The 23340-nt window shown below is 48.9% G+C and carries 18 protein-coding genes; 12 read left to right on the top strand and 6 right to left on the bottom strand.

Annotated elements, in window-relative coordinates:
• The first annotated feature begins 87 nt into the window (after positions 1-87).
• The 5 genes from DWZ03_RS01910 to DWZ03_RS01930 all read left to right on the top strand — a co-directional run bounded on the left by DWZ03_RS01910 (position 88) and on the right by DWZ03_RS01930 (position 6436).
• A complete protein-coding gene (locus tag DWZ03_RS01910) occupies positions 88-981 on the top strand; it encodes a helix-turn-helix domain-containing protein (protein WP_120128710.1) in 894 nt (297 codons plus the stop codon).
• A 14-nt stretch (positions 982-995) separates the two neighbouring features.
• A complete protein-coding gene (locus DWZ03_RS01915) occupies positions 996-1484 on the top strand; it encodes a DUF4251 domain-containing protein (RefSeq protein WP_087332378.1) in 489 nt (162 codons plus the stop codon).
• A gap of 141 nt (positions 1485-1625) precedes the next feature.
• The gene (locus DWZ03_RS01920; RefSeq protein ID WP_117703830.1) at positions 1626-3950 is read left to right on the top strand and encodes an outer membrane beta-barrel family protein; all 2325 of its coding nucleotides are present in this window, start codon (positions 1626-1628) and stop codon (positions 3948-3950) included.
• 176 nt (positions 3951-4126) lie between these two features.
• The gene (locus DWZ03_RS01925) at positions 4127-4702 is read left to right on the top strand and encodes a helix-turn-helix domain-containing protein (RefSeq protein WP_005830747.1); all 576 of its coding nucleotides are present in this window, start codon (positions 4127-4129) and stop codon (positions 4700-4702) included.
• A gap of 87 nt (positions 4703-4789) precedes the next feature.
• Positions 4790-6436: an AMP-binding protein gene (locus DWZ03_RS01930; protein ID WP_009037622.1), complete on the top strand. Its 1647-nt coding sequence runs from the start codon at positions 4790-4792 to the stop codon at positions 6434-6436.
• Positions 6437-6541: 105 nt separating this feature from the next.
• Here DWZ03_RS01930 and DWZ03_RS01935 read toward each other — a convergent pair whose 3' ends face one another.
• Together DWZ03_RS01935 and DWZ03_RS01940 are read right to left on the bottom strand one after the other, a co-directional pair.
• The gene (locus DWZ03_RS01935; RefSeq protein WP_009037621.1) at positions 6542-7033 is read right to left on the bottom strand and encodes an S-ribosylhomocysteine lyase; all 492 of its coding nucleotides are present in this window, start codon (positions 7031-7033) and stop codon (positions 6542-6544) included.
• Between the two features lie 24 nt (positions 7034-7057).
• Positions 7058-7762, bottom strand: a complete 705-nt coding sequence (locus DWZ03_RS01940; RefSeq protein ID WP_005830756.1) for a 5'-methylthioadenosine/adenosylhomocysteine nucleosidase — start codon at positions 7760-7762, stop codon at positions 7058-7060.
• A gap of 244 nt (positions 7763-8006) precedes the next feature.
• On the opposite strand from DWZ03_RS01940, the gene DWZ03_RS01945 reads away from it, so the two are divergent.
• From DWZ03_RS01945 to DWZ03_RS01955, 3 genes are all read left to right on the top strand, one after another.
• Positions 8007-10517: a YfhO family protein gene (locus tag DWZ03_RS01945; RefSeq protein ID WP_120128604.1), complete on the top strand. Its 2511-nt coding sequence runs from the start codon at positions 8007-8009 to the stop codon at positions 10515-10517.
• A 694-nt stretch (positions 10518-11211) separates the two neighbouring features.
• Entirely contained in the window at positions 11212-11544 is a 333-nt protein-coding gene (gene rbfA, locus DWZ03_RS01950) for a 30S ribosome-binding factor RbfA (protein ID WP_005834378.1), read from the top strand.
• Positions 11544-12779, top strand: coding sequence for an FtsX-like permease family protein (locus DWZ03_RS01955; RefSeq protein WP_120128607.1), 1236 nt, complete (start codon positions 11544-11546; stop codon positions 12777-12779). Before rbfA ends, DWZ03_RS01955 begins: the two co-directional genes overlap by 1 nt.
• 8 nt (positions 12780-12787) lie before the next feature.
• Here the strand turns inward: DWZ03_RS01955 and DWZ03_RS01960 are convergent, their stop codons facing one another.
• The 3 genes from DWZ03_RS01960 to aroQ all read right to left on the bottom strand — a co-directional run bounded on the left by DWZ03_RS01960 (position 12788) and on the right by aroQ (position 15404).
• The gene (locus DWZ03_RS01960; RefSeq protein ID WP_057088879.1) at positions 12788-13417 is read right to left on the bottom strand and encodes an O-methyltransferase; all 630 of its coding nucleotides are present in this window, start codon (positions 13415-13417) and stop codon (positions 12788-12790) included.
• A gap of 89 nt (positions 13418-13506) precedes the next feature.
• Complete coding sequence (gene pyk / locus DWZ03_RS01965; protein ID WP_057088714.1) at positions 13507-14964, bottom strand: pyruvate kinase; 1458 nt, start codon at positions 14962-14964, stop codon at positions 13507-13509.
• Positions 14965-14984: 20 nt separating this feature from the next.
• Positions 14985-15404: a type II 3-dehydroquinate dehydratase gene (aroQ, locus tag DWZ03_RS01970; protein ID WP_005830766.1), complete on the bottom strand. Its 420-nt coding sequence runs from the start codon at positions 15402-15404 to the stop codon at positions 14985-14987.
• A gap of 118 nt (positions 15405-15522) precedes the next feature.
• Here aroQ and xerD point away from each other — a divergent pair, with 118 nt between their 5' ends.
• The 4 genes from xerD to DWZ03_RS01990 all read left to right on the top strand — a co-directional run bounded on the left by xerD (position 15523) and on the right by DWZ03_RS01990 (position 21068).
• Positions 15523-16476, top strand: a complete 954-nt coding sequence (gene xerD, locus DWZ03_RS01975; protein WP_005830767.1) for a site-specific tyrosine recombinase XerD — start codon at positions 15523-15525, stop codon at positions 16474-16476.
• 136 nt (positions 16477-16612) lie between these two features.
• A complete protein-coding gene (locus DWZ03_RS01980; RefSeq protein WP_005834370.1) occupies positions 16613-18307 on the top strand; it encodes a tetratricopeptide repeat protein in 1695 nt (564 codons plus the stop codon).
• Positions 18308-18418: 111 nt separating this feature from the next.
• Positions 18419-19492: a TlpA disulfide reductase family protein gene (locus DWZ03_RS01985; RefSeq protein ID WP_005834368.1), complete on the top strand. Its 1074-nt coding sequence runs from the start codon at positions 18419-18421 to the stop codon at positions 19490-19492.
• A 37-nt stretch (positions 19493-19529) separates the two neighbouring features.
• Entirely contained in the window at positions 19530-21068 is a 1539-nt protein-coding gene (locus tag DWZ03_RS01990; protein WP_022400777.1) for a YifB family Mg chelatase-like AAA ATPase, read from the top strand.
• 66 nt (positions 21069-21134) lie between these two features.
• On the opposite strand, the gene DWZ03_RS01995 is transcribed toward DWZ03_RS01990, so the two are convergent.
• Entirely contained in the window at positions 21135-23195 is a 2061-nt protein-coding gene (locus DWZ03_RS01995) for an acetate--CoA ligase family protein (protein WP_005834364.1), read from the bottom strand.
• Between the last annotated feature and the right edge of the window lie 145 nt (positions 23196-23340).

Here is a 23340-nt window from a genome sequence, read left to right on the forward strand (position 1 = left end):
TTGCGGCAAAACCATTAAAAAAGGAAGTTTTCCAAAAGGAAACTTCCTTTTTTGTTTATAATCCGATTTATACGTAATTTTGTATCCATGAAAAGGAAAGTATCAGCAGCAAATCTTTCGATAGCAATCACTTTTCTATTGGTACTGCTATCATTCGGCTTCGGTTATCGCAGCTATTCGCAGGCAGAACAACGTGTGGTCTCTGACCTGAATCAAGCGCTGCAACGCACAGTATTGCAGCACAAGGGATTATGGTTGAATGCAGATACCATCCAAACCTATGCCAAGTTGCAAGAAGTGATGGGTACTCCCGTTTCCGTAAGCGGTTCCCACAGAGCCTTTACCGAAGCATTGTCCGTCACCGGATTGAAAGATGTCTCCACACTTTCGCTGCATATACTGAAAAAGAATGCTCCCGCCACCGTATTCAATGAAATTCCTGCCGGATGTCTTGCCAGCGACACATTAGTATGGCTCTCCACCACAGCCGATGCATCTGGACTGACGCTTTCTTTCCGAGGATATGCCCGCTGCTCAGCTGCCATGCTGTTCAGTTTATCCAAGCAGACAATTCCGGCAACATTGCTATTGGCCGCCCTCCTCTGGGGAGGATTCACCTTTTTCTATTTCCGTCGGCGCACAAGGACTGATGCTGATACTTGTAACGGGCAACAGCAGGAAAACACCATCACTTTCGGCAACCTTTCGCTTTCCCTCCAGGAAGCCTGCTTCTATAATGAGCGGCAAGAGAAACTGAAGCTCACACCCATGCAATATACACTGATGGAGATGTTCTATCTTTCTTCCTCACACCTACTTTTCAAGTCTGACATCTGCCAATCGCTATGGCCGGGAAAAGACAATGCAGACGAAACGCTTTACACATTGATACGGCGTCTGAAGCCCATTGTCGAGGACAACAGCAACCTCAGAATAACAACAGACCGTGGCCGCGCCTACGGACTGGAAATAAGAACCTAAACATTATAAGAATCATGAAGACTAACAGACTTATTCTATTAGGGCTAATCTGCCTAACTGCCGCAATGCCGGCAACTGCTCAAAGCCGAAGCGAAAAGAAAACACGTATCGAACGTATAGTAAAGGAGGCCATAGCTGCCAGACAATACAAAATCAACGTAGACCGGATGCAACCGATGAGAGGCAGCAGCCGTAGCCTGACCACCAACTATACATTGGAAGTCAGAAATGACTCTGTCTTTTCCTATCTACCTTACTTTGGAGTGGCCTATAACGCTCCCTATGGAGGAGGCAAAAGTCTAAACTTCAACGCCCCCATCACCGGATACACAACCAAGCCTCTCAAAAAAGGCAAAACCCAAATAGACTTCAAGACTCGCAGTGAAGACGACAATTATAAATACAGCCTCACCGTCTTTCCCGACGGTTCTACCAGTATCCATATACAGTCCATGAACAAGCAGTCCATCTCATTTACCGGAGATATGGATACAGAAAAATAGCCATTCCCCGCCCAGAAGAGTAAGAAAAGGCATTGTCAGTCTATTGTCAGGCAAATGTCAGACAACTATCCGCTTTTTATTTCTTCCATCCCGGCAGAAAGCGGATACCTTCGTGTCCCGAAATCAAACAACAACCGGAACATGAAACAGATAATATGTATTCTTGCCCTGCTCCTAATGAGCGTCACGACAACAAAAGCACAAACCAGCCCGGCAACACCCTCCATCCGAGGTAAAATTCTCACAGAGGAAAAGCAACCGATAGAGTTTGCCAACATCGCCCTCCTTTCCGAAGATTCCACCTTCATACAAGGAACGTGTAGCCGAAGCGACGGTAGTTTTGAACTTCTCCCTCCCGCTCCCGGAAACTATCTACTACAAGTTTCTTCCATCGGTTACAAACCCCTTTGCCAGCCTTGCCCCACCGGGAGTACCCACAACTGGATATTGCAAACCGATGCCGTGCTACTTGCGGAAACCGTCATCACCGCCGCCCGCCCCGTTTTCCGACTAAAGGGCGGAAAGTTGGAGACAAGCGTACGGCAAACCCTGCTCGCATCCTTGAATGATGCCAACGACGTATTGAAACATATCCCCGGACTGCGCTCCTCTGATGAGGGGTATACCGTTTTTGGCAAAGGGACACCGGTCATCTATATAGATAACCGCCTTCTGCAAGACAACTCCGAGCTGCAACGCCTCTCTGCCGCCGATATTGAAAAAGTGGAGCTCATCACCAACCCGGGTGCAGAGTACGATGCTACCGTTAAAGCCGTTGTACGCATACGCACCGTACGTAACAAAAGAGACAGTTTTGGCGGTAATTTCCGTGCAGGAATCACCCAACGGAGACGCAGCAGCCATTACGGACAAGTCAATCTGAATTATCAGAAGAAAGGACTGTCCCTGCTGGGCATGCTGTACACCAATTATGAAAACAGAAAACGCCACCAGGAGGTTCGCTACCAGATACCGTCCGAAATACAATGGGATGTAAATAACCGGGTTCACTTATATAATAAGGGACTACTTGCCGGAGGAAAAGCAAGCGCCAGTTACGACTTCACCCCCCAACACAGCCTCGGTGCCTCCTATGAGTTTCATCGTACCCCCGATTATCACAGCAGTGACCATTCGGCATATACCGTCCGGGCAAATGAAGAATTGGCCGATCACACCATACATTCCTCCCAAAACTTGCAGCAAACCAACCGGCACCAGCTGAATGCCTACTATCAGGGCAGCATAAAGCAACTCCACATAAACTTCAACACCGACCTGGTATACGGAAAAAGTTATAATCACCAGGAGGCTAAAGAAGAAAGCCAGACCGAAGGCAATCGCGACATCAGCTCTTTCAACCACGCCGACAACCGCCTTTATGCCGCCAAGTTGATTCTGACCCATCCCCTTTGGAAAGGTGAACTGAAGACCGGTGCCGATTACACCTTCATCCGGCGAAATGACAATTTCCTGAACCGGCAGCACATACTTCCCGATACAGACAGTCGAATCGACGAAAGCAAGTCCGCCGTCTTTGCCGAATACTCACTGACATTAGGAAAAATCAGCCTTCTTGCAGGACTGCGCTTCGAGCATGCCGTCTCCGACTATTGGGAGCAGGAAAAGTACGTGTCCGGTCAAAGTCGTACTTACAATGACTGGTGCCCCAACCTATCGGTAGACTTTCCTCTCGGCAAAGCCCAAGCCAATCTCAGCTATACAGCCAAAAGCAACCGCCCCAGCTTCTTCCAGCTACGTAGCACACTGAGTTATAACAACCGTTTCATCTACGAAGGCGGAAACCCACTGCTCACCCCCGAAACCAACCACGACCTGCAGTTCACGGCCCTTTACAAGTGGGTACAATTCGGACTTAACTACCAATACCGCCGCAATGCCATTGCCTTCATGACCAAAGAATACGAGGACAATCCGGATGTTGTCATCTTCACTACCGGAAATTTCAAACGGATGCAGTATCTCACCGCCTCTGCCCATCTGTCACCCACCGTCGGCATCTGGAAACCGGAGCTCGGCATCTACTTCGCCCAACCGTTCTTCAAAGTCACCAATCAAGGCAGTAGCAAGAATATGAACCGCGGCAGCATTTACCTCTTTCTGCAAAACAGTCTCCAGCTTCCGGACGAGTGGATTCTCTCCCTTGATGCCGACTACCAGAGCGAAGGCAACTTCGGCGCCATGCTGCAACGTTCCTATTGGGGCATAAACGCCGGCATCCGCAAAACATTCTTCAACAAAAGGCTGACGCTCGGACTGCAAGCCAATGACCTGTGGAATTCCCGGTATGGCTCCTTCATGCTGTTCGGTCCCCGGCTGACCTATACGAAAAAGGCAAACCCGGACTCGCGCAGCTTCTCCCTGAACCTAAGCTATCGTTTCAATGCAGCAGGCAAAGCGTACAAAGGAAAGCACGTATCGGAACAAGACTTGAAGCGGCTATAAACAGAACTTTGGGGAAGAAAGAGAAACAGAACAGAAGAATATTATACAAATAAGCCGACCACCGGAGATATTTCAGCAATATTTTCCCTCAGAATGTTGCATCAAGTAAAAGTTTCTCTTATTTTTGCGGTTTAACAGCTATAAATTATAACCTTTAGACAGAAAATACTATCATTATGGATACCAGCAAAATTGTAGGAGAAAAAATAAAATCACTCCGTGAAAGCCAATCCATCAGTATGGAAGAACTGGCACAGCGTTCGGGACTTGCTATCGAACAGATTGAACGTATAGAAAACAATATTGACCTTCCGTCACTGGCTCCCCTCATCAAAATAGCGCGTGTACTGGGTGTACGTTTGGGGACTTTTCTTGACGACCAAGATGAGAACGGTCCCGTAGTCTGCCGTAAGGACGAATCGCAGAACAGCATCAGTTTCTCCAACAATGCCATCCACAGCCGCAAGCATATGGAGTATCATTCACTCTCCAAATCCAAAGCCGACCGCCATATGGAGCCGTTTATCATTGATGTGGCCGCTACGGACGACAGTGACTTTGTACTCTCCTCACACGAAGGCGAAGAATTCATCATGGTGATGGAAGGGACCATGGAAATCAGTTACGGCAAAAATACCTACCTGCTCGAAGAAGGTGACAGCATCTATTACGATTCCATCGTTCCGCACCACGTACACGCCTATGAAGGGCAGGCAGCCAAGATACTTGCAGTAGTTTATACACCAATTTAAATTAATGGAAAATTAAAAGGTGAAAATGGAAAATGATAAATACTTTCTATTTTCACCTTTCAACTTTCCACTTTCAACTTCCACATCATGTTATACGAACGTACCCTCGGCCAATGGTTGGAACATTGGGCCGAAACAACACCAGACAAAGAATATATCGTTTACTCTGACCGCAACCTGCGCTTCACCTGGAGCCAGTTCAACCGCCGGGTGGACGACATGGCCAAAGGACTTATCGCCATCGGCGTGGAACGGGGAACACACGTAGGTATCTGGGCAGCCAATGTACCCGACTGGCTGACTCTATTATACGCTTGCGCCAAGATAGGTGCCGTCTACGTAACGGTAAACACCAACTACAAACAGTCCGAGCTGGAATATCTCTGCCAGAACTCCGACATGCATACCCTCTGCATCGTCAATGGCGAAAAGGACAGTGACTTTGTGCAGATGACCTATACCATGCTTCCGGAACTGAAGACTTGCCAACGCGGACACTTGAAAAGCGAACGTTTCCCTTATATGAAAAACGTCATCTACGTGGGGCAGGAGAAGCACCGGGGCATGTACAACACGGCCGAAATACTTCTCTTGGGCGACAATATAGAAGACAGCCGCCTGAATGAACTCAAAAGTCAGGTCACTTGCCACGATGTAGTGAACATGCAATACACCTCCGGCACTACGGGATTCCCGAAAGGCGTCATGCTTACCCACTACAACATTGCCAACAACGGTTTCCTTACCGGTGAGCACATGAAGTTTACCGCCGATGACAAGCTCTGCGTCTGCGTACCATTGTTCCACTGCTTTGGCGTGGTACTTGCCACCATGAACTGCCTGACACACGGCTGTACAGAAGTAATGGTGGAACGCTTCAACCCACTGGTAGTGCTCGCCTCTATCCACAAGGAGCGCTGCACGGCACTTTACGGCGTACCCACCATGTTCATTGCCGAACTGAACCATCCGATGTTCGACATGTTCGACATGTCCAGCCTCCGTACGGGTATCATGGCAGGTTCCCTCTGCCCGGTAGAGCTGATGAAGCAGGTGGAAGAGAAAATGTACATGAAGGTAACCAGCGTTTACGGGCTGACCGAAGCTGCTCCCGGAATGACCGCCACCCGGATAGACGACCCGTTCGATGTACGTTGCAATACCGTAGGACACGACTTTGAACATACGGAAGTAAAGGTTATCGACCCCGAAACCGGAGAAGAGTGTCCCGTAGGCGTACAAGGTGAAATGTGCAACCGCGGATACAACACCATGAAGGGTTACTACAAAAACCCGGAAGCCACGGCCGAAGTCATTGACGAGAACGGTTTCCTGCACTCGGGAGACCTTGGAGTGAAGGACGAGGACGGCAATTACCGCATCACAGGACGCATCAAGGACATGATTATCCGCGGTGGTGAGAATATCTATCCCCGCGAGATAGAAGAGTTCCTCTATCAACTGGAAGGCGTAAAAGACGTGCAGGTAGCCGGTATTCCCTCTAAGAAGTACGGTGAAGCCGTAGGCGCTTTCATCATCCTGCACGAAGGAGTGGATATGCACGAATCGGATGTACGAGACTTCTGCATCGGCAAAATATCCCGCTACAAGATACCCAAGTATATCTTCTTCATCAAAGAATTCCCCATGACGGGAAGTGGCAAGATACAGAAATTCAAGCTGAAAGATCTGGGATTGCAACTTTGCAAGGAGCAGGGGATTGAGATTGTGTAATAATAAAGGATAAGAGATAAGGGGTTAGCGATTAGGGATTATTTGGGGCCGCATAGACTTTAATATAGGCATAAACCCATCCTTAATCCCTAATCGCTAACCCCCTTATTTTTCTTCTTTTTCCGGATACTTCATATTCTCCTCTTTCATCTGTTCCAATACCTCATGCAGGTATTTGGCAGACTCCCACTTAGCCATTGGCAGGTCGTGGAGCAGGTAGTTGCCGCAATCTTGCGGAGCGGCACCGGGAACTTCACCTTCATACTCGGCAACAAAACGGAAGGTATCCTGCATCAGTGCCAGTATGTCCTGTGGTTTCAAGTCGCCTTTCATCAGCAGATAATTGCCGGTGAGGCAGCCCATGGGACCCCAATAGATAATTTTGTCCTGCCACTGCGGGTCATTGCGCAGGTAGGTGGCGGCAAGATGTTCGATAGTATGCAGAGCACCTTGTCCCAAAGCAGGCTCGCGATTGGGCTCTTTCATACGGATGTCGAAAGTAGTGACTGTTTCTCCGTTCACTTCATCCTGGCGGGATATGTAAATGCCGCGCAACAAGCGGATGTGGTCGATTGTAAAACTAGGAATCTTCTTCATGAGTTATGAGTTATAAGTTATGAGTTATAAATTGCTGGGAAGGGTGGAGAGGAAGGTCCATATCGTGAGGAACGAACGCTCTGCCATGGTTCCCCAGAAATCGGCATACTGCGAAGCATGGTCCTCTACTCCGGGTGTGTCGCTGATGATGCGGAAGCTGAGAAAAGGAACATTGTACAGATAGCAAGTCTGCGCAATGGCGGCAGACTCCATATCAACGGCAAGACCGTCGGGGAAACGTTGCTTGATGGTATCCAGCTCCGTACGGTTGGTGATGAACTGGTCGCCGGTACAGACAAGTCCGCTGTGGATGCGGCTTTCCATTCCGGCTTCGTTCAGCGACAAGGCATGTTTCAACAGAGAGGAACATCCCTCGTAAGAGGCGGGAAAACCTTGCACTTGTCCGTACTCGTTACCGTCGCCGCACCAGACGTCGTGATACACCAGACGTTGGCTTGCCACTACATCCGTCACCTTCAGGCAAGCATCAATGCCGCCCGCCACACCGGTGCTGACGATGCAGTCCGGAGAAAAGCGCCGTATCAGTTCCGAAGCTCCTACCGCTGCACTCACCTTACCGATGCCGCATTGCGTCAAGATTACATGGTTACCGCCCAATGTACCTTCCACATAGCGGAAACTACCATCGCCCGACGTATTCTTATCCTGCAAGCGCTCCACCAACCGGCGGTGTTCGCTGTCCATTGCACTGATTATCCCTATTGTCATATCTATAATAATTTAAGCTTGCATATTACCATTAAAGCACTTTAATCTTTTTTTGGAAAGGCAAAGGTACAACATTCTGCCGATAACGTGACAATAACAATCTGCATTTATGTATCTTTGCCACAAAAGCGAAGATAGGCTGCACCTCAACAAAACTTTTTCACGCAAGCATGAAAGTTCTGTATTCGGTTTGCACTATCTTTGCCCCACAATTGATTAATTGATAACTCATAACTTATAACTCATGAAGAAGCTTCTTCCCGACCTTATTGCCATCTTGGCATTCGTCCTCCTTTCCTTCGCCTACTTCTTCCCGGCGGATATAGAAAACCGTATTCTCTTTCAGCACGACACGGCTGCAGGAGCAGGGGCAGGACAAGAAGTCAAGGAGTATTACGAACAGACGGGCGAACGCAGCCGTTGGACAAACTCGCTGTTCGGCGGTATGCCCATGTATCAGATAGCCCCTTCGTATGACTCCACCAAGTCACTGCAGTGGGTACAGAAAGCCTACCAACTCTTCCTGCCCGACTATGTGTGCCTCACATTCATGCTGATGCTCGGCTTCTACATCCTGCTGCGCGTCTTCGGCATACCGGTCTGGCTGGCCGGACTGGGCGGTATCATGTGGGCATTCTCGTCCTATTTCTTCATCCTGATATCTGCCGGACACATCTGGAAGTTCATCACCCTTGCCTACGTGCCGCCCACCATAGCAGGCATTGTGCTCGCCTATCGTGGGAAACTGCTGTGGGGAGGCATCCTCACCGCCTTGTTCGTGGCCCTGCAAATCACCTCGAACCACGTGCAGATGTCCTATTACTTCTTCTTCGTCATCCTTTTCTTTGTGGGAGCCTACTTCGAGAAAGCATGGCGTACCAAGACATTGCCCCAGTTCTTCAAGGCAAGTGCCGTACTGATTGTGGCAGCCCTCGTCGGCATAGCCGCCAACGTATCCAACCTCTATCACACCTATGCTTACAGCAAAGAAACCATGCGCGGCAAAAGCGAACTGGTGCAGACCGGCGACGCTGCCAAGCAGACCAGTAGCGGGCTGGACCGCGACTACATCACCCAGTGGAGCTACGGCATCGACGAAACACTGACTCTGCTGGTGCCCAACTTCAAAGGCGGAGCATCTGCCGCCCTCAGCCAGAGTGAAACCGCCATGAGCAAGGCAAACCCGATGTACAGCAGTCTGTACGGCTCACTGACACAATATTTCGGTACCCAGCCCATGACGTCGGGTCCCGTCTACGTCGGAGCATTCGTCTTGTTTCTGTTCGTACTGGGATGCTTCATCGTGAAAGGACCGTTGAAGTGGGCATTGATAGGAGCCACCTTCTTCTCCATCGTCTTGTCCTGGGGCAAGAACTTCATGCCGCTGACGGATTTCTTCATCGATTACGTCCCGTTGTACAACAAGTTCCGCGCCGTGTCCTCCATCCTTGTCATAGCAGAGTTCACGATACCTTTGCTGGCTATCTTTGCCCTGAAACGCCTGCTCGAAGAGCCGGAAATCTTAAAACAGGAAAAGAAGCCCCTCGGCATCAGCCTGCTGCTCACTGCAGGCATCGCCCTGCTGCTTGCCGTTGCCCCGGGCAGCATCGGCTCCGGCTACGTGCCCGCCCAAGAGGCACAGATGCTGCAGAATGCCGTCAACCAGCAGATGATACCCGCCAACGAGCTCTCCGGCATCCTTGCCAACTTGGGAGAGATGCGTGCCGAACTCGTCAGCAGCGACGCCCTGCGTAGCTTCATCATCATAGGCATCGGCTGCAGCCTGCTCTGGCTCTATGCAAGCGGCAAGCTGCGCAGCTCGCTGACCATTGCAGGTATCACCATACTCTGCCTGGCAGATATGTGGGGGGTCAACAAGCGCTATCTGAATGATGCCCAGTTCGTGCCCCACTCCATCCGTACGGAAACCTTCACCAAGACAAATACAGACGAGCTGATACTACAAGATACCAGCTTGGACTATCGTGTATTGAACTTTGCCACCAGCACCTTCGATGACAACAACACCTCCTACTGGCACAAAAGCGTCGGCGGTTATCACCCGGCCAAGCTGCGCCGCTACCAGGAAATGATAGAGCATCACATCTCTCCCGAAATGCAGGCGGCCTACAAGGCCATTGCCACCGCCGGAGGTGAGATGGACAGCGTGGATGCCAATAAGTTCCGCATACTGAACATGCTGAACACCAAATACTTCATCTTCCCTGCAGGGCAGCAAAGACAAACCGTTCCCATCCTCAACCCGCACGCCTACGGCAATGCATGGTTTGTAAACAAGGTGCAGTATGTGAACAACGCCAACGAAGAGATTGACGCCCTGGACAGCATCATACCTACGGAGACAGCTGTAGTGGATGCCCGCTTCAAGGATGTACTGAAAGGTGCCACGGAAAGTTATAAAGACAGCCTCTCCAGCATCCGCCTGACAAGTTACGCACCTAACCGCCTGACGTACGAAACGAACAATGCCCAAGACGGTATTGCCGTATTCTCCGAAATCTATTATCCGGACGGCTGGCACGTAACCATCGACGGACAGCCTGCCGAACTGGCACGCGCCGACTATATCCTGCGCACAATGCATGTTCCTGCCGGACAGCACACCATCGAAATGCGCTTTGACCCCACCAGCCTACACGTGACGGAAGGCATCGCCTACGGAGCACTGGCGCTGCTGGTGATAGGTATCATCGTGGCAGTGCTGATAGCCAAAAGGAAGTATGTAAAGGCATAAAAAAAATATCATATCATTCCCCCACAAGCACCCGACGCATTCCGCTATTCATACCCTGATACGGAATGCGTCGAGTGCTTATGTCCGTTCCGTTATCCCCTCATGTTTGTTCTGTCATTCCCTTATGTCTGTTCTGTCAACCCCTATACATTGATGAAAAACCACGGCTGTGAAGCATATTCTTCATAGCTGTGGCACGTCTTCTTCACGACTGTGGAAAAGGCGTACCACAGCCGTGCGCACATGATAAACCCAAAGGCTTCTCAAGACAAACCACCGTGCAAAACACAACAGAAGCCTATGTAACACACAACGGAAGCCTATGCAAGAGACAAGAAAGCCCGGTCAGATGCGCAAAAAAACCGTTTCTACCCTCCCGGGTAAAAACGGCTCAAGTCAATAATACATGAAAAAACGCTATTTAGAGAGAGTCTCTTCTATAACGGAATGGTTCTCTTCCTTCTTCACTCATCATCAGCAGTTCTCCGAACTGACATCAAAGTTAGGGAAGCATAACAAGAACAACAAATAGAATCTACGAAAAGGCATATCTCATCGACAGAACGGAAAAGAATGAACCCTACAATAGGGAAAAGAATGAAAAAAAAGCTATAAACAGTCGGCAGAACGATATATTTCAGTAACTTTGCTAACGTGAAAACAGGCTGCACCCCAGCATAAAAAAATGAACAGTATGGAAACTACCAGACAAAATAAAATAGCCCGTCTCCTGCAGAAGGAACTGAGTGATATCTTCTTGTTGCAAACCAAGTCCATGCCCGGCATACTGATTTCCGTCAGTGCCGTACGCATCAGCCCCGACATGAGCGTGGCACGCGCTTATCTCAGTATATTCCCCTCGGAGAAAAGCGAAGAAATAGTCAAGAACATCAACGGAAACATGAAATCCATACGCTTTGAACTGGGTACCCGCGTACGCCACCAACTACGCATTATCCCCGAACTGAAGTTCTTCGTAGACGACTCACTGGACTATCTGGAACGAATTGACGAACTGCTGAAATAATGTCCCTTCCCTTCTTTATAGCCCGCCGCTACCTCTTCTCCAAGAAGAAACACAATGCCATTAATATCATCTCCGGTATTTCGGTGTGTGGAGTGGCATTGGCTACGTTGGCGTTGGTATGCACCTTGTCCGTGTTCAACGGTTTTCAGGACATGGTGGCAGGCTTTTTCACAGCCTTCGACCCGGAACTGAAAATCACCGTCCGCGAAGGTAAGGTTTTCGACCCGCACGAAGCGTGCATCCGGCAAGTACACGCCCTGTCCGAGATTGACGTGTGGACGGAAACACTGGAAGAGAATGCCATGGTGCAGTACAAGGACCGCCAGGCAATAGCCGTCATCAAGGGAGTGGAGGACAATTTCGAACAGCTTACATCCATCGACAGCTTGCTCTATGGGACGGGAAAGTTCCTACTGAGCGACTCGGTGGTGGACTATGGTTTTCTGGGTGTGGAACTTATATCCGAGTTGGGCACCGGCATTCAGTTCGTGGACCCGTTGCAGGTCTATGCCCCCAAACGGAACGTACGGGTAAACATAGCCAACCCCACTGCGGCTTTCAACCGGGAGTATCTCTTCTCGCCCGGCGCCATCTTTGCCGTCAACCAGCAAAAATACGATTCACGCTACATACTGACGTCACTCGACTTTGCCCGCCGTCTGTTCAATTATGACACGGAAGTCTCTGCCATCGAGATGAAACTGAAACCCGGTTCCAACATCGGCTCCGTACAAAAGAAAATAGCAGGCATTCTCGGCGACCGGTTCATTGTACAGAACCGCTACGAGCAGCAGGCCGATGTTTTCCGCATCATGGAAATAGAGAAACTTATCTCTTATCTCTTCCTCACCTTCATTCTGGGTATCGCATGCTTCAATGTCATCGGTTCGCTGTCCATGCTGATACTGGACAAACGGGAGGACGTGGAGACACTGCGCAACCTGGGTGCCGATGACCGGCTCATAGCGCGCATCTTCTTGTTCGAAGGCAGGATGATTTCTGTATTCGGCGCCCTCTCCGGCATCGTTTTAGGATTGTTGCTGTGCTTTCTGCAGCAACGTTTCGGGTTGATTTCATTGGGGGGAGGCAATGGAAGTTTTGTAGTGGACGCTTATCCGGTAAGTGTACATGCCACGGATATTATTCTGGTATTCTTAACGGTCATCACTGTAGGCTTCTTGTCCGTATGGTATCCGGTGAGATACCTCAGCAAGCGGCTGCTGAGAAAAAGATAAAAAAACAGTTACTTCTTACGGATAATCGTCAATCCGTCACGCAGGGGAAGAATGACTTTCTCCACACGCGCATCCCGCGCCACCAAATCATTGAAGGCTTTGATACTGATTGTTTGCAGGTCTGTGCGATGGGGTTGTTCTTCCAGCACATGGCCATCCCACAAGGTATTGTCGGCAATGATATATCCACCGCCGGAAAGGCGGGCGAGCACCATTTCATAATACTCTATGTATTTACGCTTATCTCCGTCAATAAAGGCAAGGTCGAAAGTGAGGTCCAGTTGCGGTACCCGCTCCAAGGCATCGCCAATGTAGAACCTGATTTTATCCGCGTAATCGGAATTCTCCAGCCACGGACGGGTGAAGTCCTCCTGCTCGTCGTTGATTTCAAACGTATGCAGCATCCCGCCCTCCGGCAGTCCTTCTGCTATGCAAAGTGCGGAATATCCGCTATAAGTCCCTATCTCCAGCACCTGCCGGGGACGAATCATCCGTACAAACATCTTGAGCATACGCCCCTGCAAATGTCCGGAAGCCATGCGGGGATATAGCAACTTGACATGCGTGTCGCGATAGAGCGCTTTCAGATAATCGCCCTCATCATCAATGTGCTGCAAAATGTATTCGTCAATTGACATGGCAAATGAAAGAGTGGAAAAATGAAAGAATGAAAAGTGCAACAAAGTTGCGGCAACCTTTCATTCCTTCATTCGTTCATTATTAATTATTACAAGTATCTGTTACTATTGGGTAGCACACTGTCTTCTGCATGCTTCAAGGCATCTTCCACTACATTGATTTCGAGGAAGGAAGTCTTTGTACCTGCCTTACCACTACTCAAATAACCCACCATGTCCGTAGGACACAAGCGGCCTTCCTTCAACAGACGGCGCAAGGCGGCGAAGTAATACTCCTGTCCGTTGGCAAGTTCGGGCATATAGATAGCCTCTACACCGTATGAAAGTGCCAGGTGACGCATGGTCTTTTCTTTGTAGCAGATGGCCAGCACCGGATATTTACCACGGAAAGCGGCAAGATTACGGGCTGTACGGCCGCTGTAACTGTCGGTGATGATTGCACGGATCTTCAGTTTGGTAGTGGCTTTTACTGCTTGTTTGGCAAGGAAAGCCGTTACATCGTTGCTGTTCTCATCCAATGGAATACGAATATCATTGTCGGGCAACTTGTCTTTTTCCGCTTGCGCGGCAACTTTGGTCATGGTCTTCACGGCTTCCACCGGATATTTTCCATAAGCAGTTTCACCGCTCAGCATCAAGGCATCCGTACGATAATAGATGGCATTGGCAATGTCCGTCACTTCCGCACGGGTGGGGCGTGGGTTGGAAATCATGGTATGGAGCATCTGCGTGGCAACAATCACCGGCTTCTTGGCAAGAATACACTTGCGGATAAGTACACGTTGGATGCCGGGAATGCGTTCCTGAGGGACTTCGATACCGAGGTCGCCACGAGCCACCATCACACCATCCGCCACTTCCAGAATTTCATCGATATTGTCGACACCTTCCTGATTCTCAATCTTGGCAACAATACGGATGTCGCTATTGTGGGCGTCGAGGATTGACTTGATGTCGAGTATATCCTGCTTGTTGCGCACAAAAGAGTGGGCAATGAAATCTATATTCTTCTCAATGGCATAAAGGATATTGGTGCGGTCCTTCTCCGTCAAAGAGGGCAGATTGATGCGGACACCCGGAACGTTGACGCTCTTGCGGCTGCCCAGGGTAGCTTCATTCTGTACTTCGCAGAGCAGATAGTCGGGAGTCTTCTCCACAACAATCAACTCCAAATCACCGTCGTCAATTAGGATATGGCCGTCCACATCCAAGTCTTTAACAAAGTGGGAGTACGAAACAGAAATACATTCACGGGTAGTTTCCTGTTCCGGATTGCCTACCACCTTCACACGGTCGCCTACCTTGAAAGGAATGGGCTCGGCAAGGACAGTAGTACGGACTTCCGGTCCTTTCGTATCCATCAGGATGGCAATACGGTTGGAAACCGTACGCACATTGTTTATCAACTTCTCGGCACCTTCACGACCAAGATGTGCAGTATTCATACGTACAACATTCATACCTGCATCGAACAACTGCTTTATAAAATCAACATCACAGCGCTGGTCAGAAATCGTTGCGACAATCTTCGTTTGCTTCAATAACATAATCTATATACCTATTTTATTTAATAATCTTTTAATGCCTCCATGGCCAGACGGTAGGAGTTCAGCCCGAAACCGAGAATGACACCTTTACAAGCGCAGGAAATCATGGACACATGACGAAAAGCCTCGCGGGCATGTACATTAGAGATATGCACCTCAACCACCGGAGAAGTGACCGAACGGATAGCATCCTGCAGAGCGATGGACGTGTGGGTGTAAGCACCCGCATTCAAAATGATGCCGTCCACATCAAAACCTACCTGCTGAATCTTGTCTATCAGCTCTCCCTCAATGTTGGACTGGAAATAGTCAATCTGTACATCCGCATATTTCTTGCGGAGTTCGGCAAGGTAGTCTTCAAAAGTAACGCTACCGTAAATGGAAGGTTCACGTTTGCCCAAGAGATTTATATTGGGGCCGTTAATAATCTGTATCCTCATAACACAATTTTTTATACCTTTGCGGTGCAAAGATAGTGCAAACCGAAAGCAGATGCAAATTTATTTGCAATTTGCTGAAATGCAGCCTATTTTCGCGAAGCAAAGGTAGAAAAAAGAAATGAAATCAGAAGAAAAATCCACGAATAAGGAGAAACAAACGCTGATAATCAGAAAGTACCACCAGTATCTGAAACTGGAAAAAGCACTCTCACCCAATACAGTGGATGCTTACCAAACAGACTTACAGAAGCTGCTGCACTTTCTGGAAGGAGAGGGTATCGCTATCCTTGACACTACCCTGGATGACTTGCAGCATTTTGCCTCCGGACTGCACGACATCGGCATCCATCCCCGCTCGCAGGCACGCATCTTGTCGGGCATCAAGTCATTCTTCCATTTCCTCGTCATGGCCGACTACCTGGAGGGAGACCCCAGCGAACTGTTGGAGGGACCCAAAATCGGATTCAAGCTTCCAGAAGTACTGACAGTGGAAGAGATAGACCGCATCATCTCCGCCATTGACCTGGGCACAAACGAGGGGCAACGCAACCGGGCCATCCTCGAGACTCTATACAGTTGCGGCCTACGGGTATCGGAACTGTGCAACCTGAAAATCTCCGACTTGTATTTCGACGAAGGCTTCATCAAGGTAGAAGGTAAGGGCAGCAAACAGCGCCTTGTACCCATATCGTCCCGTGCCATCAAGGAGATAAGGAACTGGTTCGTGGACCGCAATGGAGGCTGGAAAATCAAGAAGGACTTCGAGGACTATGTATTCCTGGCACGCTGGGGCAAAAATATCTCGCGCATCATGGTATTCCATCTCATCAAGGAACTGGCGAAGAAGGCCGGCATCACCAAAAACATCAGTCCGCACACCTTCCGCCATTCCTTTGCCACCCACCTGCTTGAAGGAGGCGCCAACCTGCGCGCCATACAAAGTATGCTGGGTCACGAATCTATCGCTACAACAGAAATTTACACACATATTGACCGGCACAGATTGCGCAGTGAAATCATAGAACATCATCCCCGCAATATAAAGTACCGCAAAGAGCGGGAAATTCATTAAATTATGATAAAATTGCTGCGCGAGTTAACAAACTGTAATAGGATTTAATATCTTTGCGTTGTTGTGTCCATGCCCAAACAGCACACTAAAATGGAATAGACAAATTTCAATTACAAACAATTAATTTATACCTAAAATGACTAAGAAATTGTATCTGCCGTTTTTAATGGCAATGGTTGTTGCATTAATGACATCGTGCAGCAAAAAGATGGGTGAATTGTCATCAGATTATTTCACCGTAACTCCTCAAGTTCTGGAAGCTGTGGGTGGTAAAGTTCCCGCTACAATCAACGGAAAATTCCCCGAAAAGTACTTCAACAAGAAGGCTGTGGTAGAAGTAACCCCTGTGCTGAAATGGAATGGCGGCGAAGCTAAAGGCCAGTCGGCTGTGTTCCAGGGCGAAAAAGTAGAAGGTAACGACCAGACTATCTCTTACAAGATGGGCGGCAGCTACACTATGAAGACATCTTTCGACTATGTACCGGAAATGGCCAAATCCGAACTGTATCTGGAATTCAAGGCTACAGTAGGCAAAAAGACTGTCACTATCCCTGCTGTAAAAGTAGCTGATGGTGTAATCTCCACTTCTGAGATGCTGGAACAAACATTGGGCAGCGCTAACCCCGCCAATGGTGACGACGCTTTCCAACGTATCATCAAAGAAAAGCATGACGCCAACATCATGTTCTTGATTCAACAAGCCAACGTACGCGCCAGCGAATTGAAGACTGCCAAAGAATTCGGCAAAGAAGTGAAAAACATAGACGAAGCTGAAAACAAGAAAATCAGCAACATCGAAATCTCCGCATACGCTTCTCCCGATGGTGGTGTAGGCTTGAATACTACACTGGCTGAGAACCGCCAGGACAACACGGCTAAAATCATCAACAGAGATTTGAAGAAAGCCAAAATCGATGCAGCAGTAGACACCAAGTATACAGCTCAGGACTGGGAAGGCTTCCAGGAACTGGTATCCAAATCAAACATCCAAGACAAAGAATTGATTCTTCGCGTTCTTTCCATGTATCAGGATCCTGAACAAAGAGAACAAGAAATCAAGAACATCTCTTCTGTTTATAAAACTTTGGCTGACGAAATCCTGCCGCAACTGCGTCGTTCACGCCTGACTTTGAACTACGAAATCATCGGTAAGTCTGACGAAGAAATCGCAAACCTCGCCGACAGCGATGCCAAGCAGCTGAACATCGAAGAATTACTGTATGCCACCACCTTGACTAAAGATGCTGCCAAGCAAGAAGCCATCTTCACAAAAGCTACTCAAATCTACCCGAACGATTTCCGTGCTTACAACAACTTAGGTAAACTGGCTTATCAGGCTGGTGATCTTGACAAGGCTGAAAGCTACTTCAAGAAAGCTCTCTCCATCAAGGATGCTCCTGAAGCAAACATGAATCTCGGTCTGATTGCCTTGACCAAGGGCGACAGAACAGCAGCAGAAAGCTATCTGAGCAAGGCTTCCGGTTCTAAGGAACTGAACGAGGCATTGGGTAATCTGTATGTTGCTCAAGGACAGTACGACAAGGCTGTCAGCTCATTTGGCGACACTAAGACTAACAGCGCTGCTTTGGCACAAATCCTGGCTAAGGACTACAACAAGGCTAAGAACACACTGGCTGCTATCGAAAGACCAGACGCTTATACTGACTACCTGATGGCTGTACTTGGCGCAAGAACCAACAATACATCTATGGTAACCAGCAGTCTGAAGAATGCCATTGCAAAAGAACCGGCTTTGGCAAAGAAGGCTGCTTCTGACCTGGAATTCGCCAAATACTTCACTAACACTGACTTTATGAATATCATCAAATAATAAAGGTTAGATTGAAAAGAACGTGCCCGGCATAGAAATATGTCGGGCATTTCTTTTTATTCACACCAAAAAGAAGTATTTTCGCGACGAAGTATCAGAAAAAGAACCGGAATGAAGAAAATCTATCTTGCATACCTTCTGCTTATTATATTGTCTGCCTGCGGCAGCAAAAATACAAATTCAGTCTACCTAAATGGTGAAATCAAAGGGCTGGGGAATGATACCCTTTATATATATGGTACGGACAAGTTCTATAACCGTATGGACACTCTGCTTGTCAAGGATGACAAGTTCTCTGCAACCCTCACCACCGACACACTTGCCTCTACATGGTTGCAATTCAGTGACGGTACGGAATATCCGCTTTACCTGGACAAAGGAGACAACATAAAGATAAAAGGTTCTGCCGCCGAACTTACTTCACTGGAAATCACGGGGAATGTTCCCAATGAAGAACTGACCGCCTTTCAGAAAGAGTTGAAAGGTTTGAGTACTCCCTCGGAGAAAGCATTGGAAGAAAAAGCAGAAGCCTTCATCAACAGCCATCCTTCTTCACTGGTAAGTATCTATCTGCTGGAGAAATATTTCGTGCAAAAACCGCAACCGGACTTCTCCTTAATCAAAGAAATGACAGAACACATGACCGGAGGCCTGAAAGACCGCCCATATGTGGACGAACTGCTTGACCTTATCCAAGAAGAAGAGAAGGTATCCGTCGGGAAAACCATCCCTTACGTCAACCTGCCCAATGCCAAAGGCACACAAATCAGCCGTACTAGCTTTAAGGACAAATATCTGTTGATACATTTTTGGGCATCTTGGGACCCGCAAAGCATGGAAGCCAACGCTGCCCTGCGCCGGATTTACAAGAAAGAAGAAAAGAACAAGCTATTCGCACTCTGGGGCATTTCCTTGGATATCGACAGAAAGGAATGGGAAGAAGCAATCAAAAGAGATACCCTGAAGTGGGAACAGAGTTGTGATTTCTCCGGATGGAACACAGCGCCCATCAAACAGCTCGCCATACAAGCATTGCCTGCCAATCTGTTCCTTAGCCCTTCCGGAAAAATTGAAGGGAAGAATATGAGTGAGGAAGACATCAAAAAGAAACTGGAGGAGATAGAGCAAAAGGAAAAAGAGAAGAAAGAGAGTGAAAAGAAACTCAAAAAACAAAACCGACGGTAGCCTATCCTGCCATCACTAACCCCTAATCACTAAAAACGTGCTCATAAAAGTTTTTGGAGCGGCTGTTCAAGGTATTGACGCAACCCTCATCACCATTGAAGTCAACAGTTCCAGAGGCTGTATGTTCTATTTAGTCGGTTTGCCGGACTCTGCGGTCAAAGAAAGCCATCAACGTATCATATCTGCTTTGCAGGTCAACGGCTACCGGATGCCGACCAGCAATATTGTCATCAACATGGCTCCAGCTGACATCCGCAAGGAAGGTGCAGCTTACGATTTACCTTTAGCCATCGGCATACTTGCCGCCAGCGAAGTTATCCAGTCCGATAAGCTGGAACGCTATCTGCTGATGGGTGAACTAAGCCTTGACGGCAGCCTGCAACCTATCAAAGGAGCACTCCCCATTGCCATCAAGGCCAGAGAACTGGGGTTTGAGGGTATGATTGTACCGCAACAGAATGCCCACGAAGCGGCAGTAGTAAACAATCTGAAAGTGTACGGAGCGGGAAACATCAAGGAAGTTATAGAATTCTTTAATGGCACGCAGGAATTAACCCCTACGTTAGTCAACACCCGCGAGGAATTCTATTCCCAGCAGAGCAACTTCGATTTCGACTTTGCAGAAGTAAAAGGACAGGAAAATGTGAAACGAGCCTTGGAGGTAGCTGCTTCGGGCAGCCACAATATACTTCTCATCGGTTCGCCGGGCAGCGGTAAGTCCATGCTTGCCAAGCGTCTGCCATCTATACTTCCTCCCCTCTCTTTGGGAGAGAGTCTGGAAACGACCAAGATTCATTCTGTTGCCGGAAAGTTGGGCAAAGACGGTGGACTCATCTCGAAACGCCCGTTCCGCGCCCCTCACCACACCATTTCTACGGTAGCGATGACCGGTGGAGGAAGTTTCCCCCAACCCGGTGAAATCAGTCTGGCACATAACGGCATTTTATATCTTGATGAACTGCCAGAGTACAGCCGCAACGTATTGGAGGTTCTTCGCCAACCGCTGGAAGATAGGAAGATTACCGTGTCACGCATCCGATGCAATGTAGAGTATCCGGCAAGTTTTATGCTGGTAGCCTCTATGAATCCGTGCCCATGCGGGTATTACACGCATCCCACCAAGGCTTGTGTGTGCAGTCCCGGACAAGTACAAAAGTACCTGAACCGCATATCCGGACCTTTGCTCGACCGTATCGACCTGCAAATTGAAGTCACCCCACTCCCCTTTGAAGAGATGGCAGATTCTCGCCCCGGCGAATCGAGCGCCACCATACGCGAGCGTGTGATACGTGCCCGACAAATTCAAGAAGCAAGGTATGCAGACATTCCCGGCATATATTGTAATGCCCAGATGAACAGTAAACTGCTTGCTCGCCACGCCCGTCCGAATGACAAAGGACTTGCCATGCTCAAAACTGCCATGAACCGCCTAAACCTTTCGGCCCGCGCCTACGACCGTATATTGAAAGTATCACGCACCATCGCCGACCTGGAAGGCTGCGAATTGATACAGCCGGCACACTTGGCGGAAGCTATCGGATATAGAAATCTGGATAGGGAGGACTGGGCAGGATGAAAAAGGGATTAGCGGTGAGCGATTAACAGTCAGCCCCTTTAATCCCTAATCCCTAATCTCTAACCCTTATTTTTCTATCCGAATGCGCGCATCCACCGCTATCACCTGCTTTTCAGTCGCCAACAATGGATTGATATCCATCTCCTTGATTTCCGTTGCAAAGCGCAGCAAGGTGGAAAGCCGTACAATAATTTCGGCAAATTTATCTTCATTCACTCCCTTCTGCCCACGCGTACCTTTGATAATCTTATAGGCACGCAACGAGTGAATCATGGAGTAAGCCTCCTCGTAGGACAACGGTGCAAGACCGGAAGATATATCCTTCAGCACCTCCACAAAAATACCGCCCAGGCCGCAGAGTACCACATGTCCGAACTTCTCTTCATATTTGGCACCGATAAACAATTCCGTCCCTTTCAACATCGGCTGCACCATGATAGCACTAGCTTCGGGAATCTGCATCATACGGTCGAATTCCAATGCCAAATGCTGTTCACTCTTGATATTGAGCACAACACCGCCCACATCCGACTTATGCACCGGCCCCACCACCTTTGCCACCACCGGGAACCCCGTGCGACGCGCAAAGGCAAGCACTTCTTCCTTGTTGTCCGAAACAAACTCCTCCACAATAGGAATACCTGCAGAGCGGAGCAATGCCTGCACATAGTGCGGTGCGATATAACCGTCCGCAGGAATGGAATCTATAATCCGGCGGATACGGGGAACATCCACTCCAAAGAGCTCGATTTCATTATTGGCAGGCCGCGGGGCGTTCATTATCCGCGAAAGTGCCGTGCCCAAAGTCACTTCATCGGCAAAGTTCACATGGCCCTTTGCCAGGAAAGCGGCAACCTCGGCTCCCGCCGTATTGATGGAAGGAAGAATCGGAAAAATCGGCTTCTTGCAATGCAGCATCTTCTCGTGCAGCACATCATACATTTCAAACATGGTCACCAGCCCCGGAGTGCCGAAAATAGCCATTACAGCATCAATATTGTCAAACTTCTCCTCACAATACTCCAGACAGAGGCGCAGATGTTCCGGCGTACCCGTAGCCAGAATATCAATGGGATTCCCCACAGCCGCACCGGGGAAAAGCTTACCCTTAAGTTCCTCCGCCACCGGTCCTTCCAGTTTCGGAACATTCAGTCCACCCTTACTCAATGCATCGGTCAGCATCACTCCCGGACCGCCGGCATGGGTAATGATGGCGAAGTTTTTCCCTTTCAGTTCCGGCAGTGTGAAGATACAACCTACGGTCGTCAGCTCCTCGCGCGAATAGCAACGCACAATACCCGCCTTACGGAACAAGGCCTCTACCGCCGAATCGCTACTGGCAATGGCCCCCGTATGCGAACTCGCCGCCCGGCTACCGCTTTCGCTACTGCCCGCCTTGATGGCCGCAATCTTGCAGCCCTTCTTGATGAGCGAGGATGCATGAAACAGCAGACGGTCGGGGTCACCGATACTCTCTATATAAAGAAGTTTTATTCTGGAATCCGCTTCCGGATTGAAGTGTTCGTCCATGTATTGCAACACATCCTCCACGCCGATTTGCTTGGCATTGCCCACAGACCATACAGAGTTGAATTGCAATCCCTTGGTCACGGCGCTCTCCAATATGAACACCGCTGTGGCACCGGAGCTGGAAATCAGGTCTACCCCTTGCGGATGCAGTTGCGGGATGGGCTGGCTGAATACACTGTGATGCCACGAGTTCATAAAACCGATACAGTTGGGGCCTATCAGAGAGGCTCCATACCGGTTCACCGTTTCCAGTATGCGATCTTCCAGCACAGCACCCTCATGGGTCTCCTCACCAAAACCGGCAGAAAGGATAATGAACGCCTTCACCTGCTTCTCCGCAGCAAGCATCTCCACCGCATCGGGACAAAGCGCGGCAGGTATGGCAAGGATGGCAAGGTCCGTATCGGGAATGTCCTTCACATCCGCAAAGGCAGCAACACCCTGCACTTCAGTCTCTTTCGGATTCACGGCACGAAGCTCACCGGTATATCCGCCGCTAAGCAGATTTTTCAGGATAGCCCCTCCGGGTTTGTGTACATTGTTGGATGCCCCCACTACCACAATACTGGCCGGGTGAAGTAATTGGCTTGTTATCATAGTCTGTTTTACATTAAGTTAATGATTCATGCACAAATATACATTTTCCATACATAAAAGCAATCGGTAAAAGAGAAAATAAGCTTAATCCCTTTGCAAAATATAAATAAGTTTACGGAAGTATATATATTTGTGCCATCAATAA

Source organism: Bacteroides sp. AF29-11 (genome assembly GCF_003602895.1).
Classification (GTDB): domain Bacteria; phylum Bacteroidota; class Bacteroidia; order Bacteroidales; family Bacteroidaceae; genus Bacteroides; species Bacteroides uniformis.

Coding starts and splice junctions, on each gene's coding strand:
- DWZ03_RS01910 (WP_120128710.1), top strand. CDS start 88: ATGAAAAGGAAAGTATCAGCAGCAAATCTTTCGATAGCAATCACTTTT.
- DWZ03_RS01915 (WP_087332378.1), top strand. CDS start 996: ATGAAGACTAACAGACTTATTCTATTAGGGCTAATCTGCCTAACTGCC.
- DWZ03_RS01920 (WP_117703830.1), top strand. CDS start 1,626: ATGAAACAGATAATATGTATTCTTGCCCTGCTCCTAATGAGCGTCACG.
- DWZ03_RS01925 (WP_005830747.1), top strand. CDS start 4,127: ATGGATACCAGCAAAATTGTAGGAGAAAAAATAAAATCACTCCGTGAA.
- DWZ03_RS01930 (WP_009037622.1), top strand. CDS start 4,790: ATGTTATACGAACGTACCCTCGGCCAATGGTTGGAACATTGGGCCGAA.
- DWZ03_RS01935 (WP_009037621.1), bottom strand. CDS start 7,033: ATGAAGAAGATTCCTAGTTTTACAATCGACCACATCCGCTTGTTGCGC.
- DWZ03_RS01940 (WP_005830756.1), bottom strand. CDS start 7,762: ATGACAATAGGGATAATCAGTGCAATGGACAGCGAACACCGCCGGTTG.
- DWZ03_RS01945 (WP_120128604.1), top strand. CDS start 8,007: ATGAAGAAGCTTCTTCCCGACCTTATTGCCATCTTGGCATTCGTCCTC.
- rbfA (WP_005834378.1), top strand. CDS start 11,212: ATGGAAACTACCAGACAAAATAAAATAGCCCGTCTCCTGCAGAAGGAA.
- DWZ03_RS01955 (WP_120128607.1), top strand. CDS start 11,544: ATGTCCCTTCCCTTCTTTATAGCCCGCCGCTACCTCTTCTCCAAGAAG.
- DWZ03_RS01960 (WP_057088879.1), bottom strand. CDS start 13,417: ATGTCAATTGACGAATACATTTTGCAGCACATTGATGATGAGGGCGAT.
- pyk (WP_057088714.1), bottom strand. CDS start 14,964: ATGTTATTGAAGCAAACGAAGATTGTCGCAACGATTTCTGACCAGCGC.
- aroQ (WP_005830766.1), bottom strand. CDS start 15,404: ATGAGGATACAGATTATTAACGGCCCCAATATAAATCTCTTGGGCAAA.
- xerD (WP_005830767.1), top strand. CDS start 15,523: ATGAAATCAGAAGAAAAATCCACGAATAAGGAGAAACAAACGCTGATA.
- DWZ03_RS01980 (WP_005834370.1), top strand. CDS start 16,613: ATGACTAAGAAATTGTATCTGCCGTTTTTAATGGCAATGGTTGTTGCA.
- DWZ03_RS01985 (WP_005834368.1), top strand. CDS start 18,419: ATGAAGAAAATCTATCTTGCATACCTTCTGCTTATTATATTGTCTGCC.
- DWZ03_RS01995 (WP_005834364.1), bottom strand. CDS start 23,195: ATGATAACAAGCCAATTACTTCACCCGGCCAGTATTGTGGTAGTGGGG.